General features: G+C 62.9%; 1 protein-coding gene. It reads left to right on the top strand.

The genetic code is table 11. The features are described 5' to 3' along the window. Window positions 1-1,163: Fe-S cluster assembly protein SufB (sufB, locus tag DQW50_RS17525; RefSeq protein WP_112080534.1), on the top strand; the 1,163-nt coding region annotated here is incomplete at both ends.

Here is a 1,163-nt window from a genome sequence, read left to right as displayed (position 1 = left end):
GAGGAGAAGTCCGCGTTCAAAAGCGAGAAGGGCCTCACCGAGGAGACGGTTCGCGTCATCTCGGAGGACAAAGACGAGCCGGAGTGGATGCTCGAGCGCCGGCTGCGCGCGCTCAAGCAGTTCCAGGCGATGCCGATGCCGACCGACTGGCCCGAAGCGCCGGACCTCTCCGAGGTCGACATCGAACAGATCGTTCCGTACATCCGTCCCGACATCGACGTCCGCGGCGGCGTCGACGACTGGACCGACCTCCCCGAGGAGATCAAAGACACCTTCGACAAGCTGGGCATTCCCGAGGCCGAAAAGAACGCACTCTCCGGCGTCGGCGCCCAGTACGAGTCCGAGATCGTCTACCAGAACATGCAGGAGCGCTGGGAGGAGAAGGGCGTCGTCTTCTGTGACATGGACAAGGCCGTCCAGGACCACGAGGACCTCGTCAAAGAGTACTTCATGACGAAGGCCGTGCCGCCGAGCGACAACAAGTTCGCCGCGCTCCACGGCGCCATCTGGTCCGGCGGCTCGTTCGTGTACGTTCCCGAGAACACCACGGTCGAGATGCCGATCCAGGCGTACTTCCGGATGAACTCCGAAGGGATGGGCCAGTTCGAACACACGCTCATCATCGCCGAGGAGGGCTCGGAGGTCCACTACATCGAGGGCTGTTCGGCGCCCAAGTACTCGGCGTTCAACCTCCACTCCGGCGGCGTGGAGGTGTTCGTCGGCGAGGACGCCCACGTCCAGTACTCGACGGTACAGAACTGGTCGAAGAACACGTACAACCTGAACACGAAACGCGCCATCGCCGAGAAGGGCGGGCGCATGGAGTGGATTTCGGGGTCGATGGGGTCGAAGGCGACGATGCTGTACCCCTCGACGATCCTGAAGGGCCGCGGTGCCTCGGATAACCACATCACCATCGCCTTCGCGGGCGAGGGCCAGAACATCGACACCGGCGCGAAGGTGTACCACAACGCGCCCGAGACCAAATCGACCATCGAGTCGAAGTCCATCTCGAAGGACGGCGGCCGCACCAACTACCGTGGACTCGTCCACATCGCCGACGGCGCCGAGAACTCCTCGACGGCCGTCGAGTGTGACGCGCTCATGTTCGACAACGAGTCGACGTCGGACACGATGCCGTACATGGAGATCAACGAGTCGAA

Source organism: Halorubrum sp. 48-1-W, assembly GCF_003287355.1.
GTDB lineage: Archaea > Halobacteriota > Halobacteria > Halobacteriales > Haloferacaceae > Halorubrum.
The sequence above is the reverse complement of the archived record's forward strand: the minus strand, read 5'-3'. Positions and strand labels throughout refer to the sequence as shown.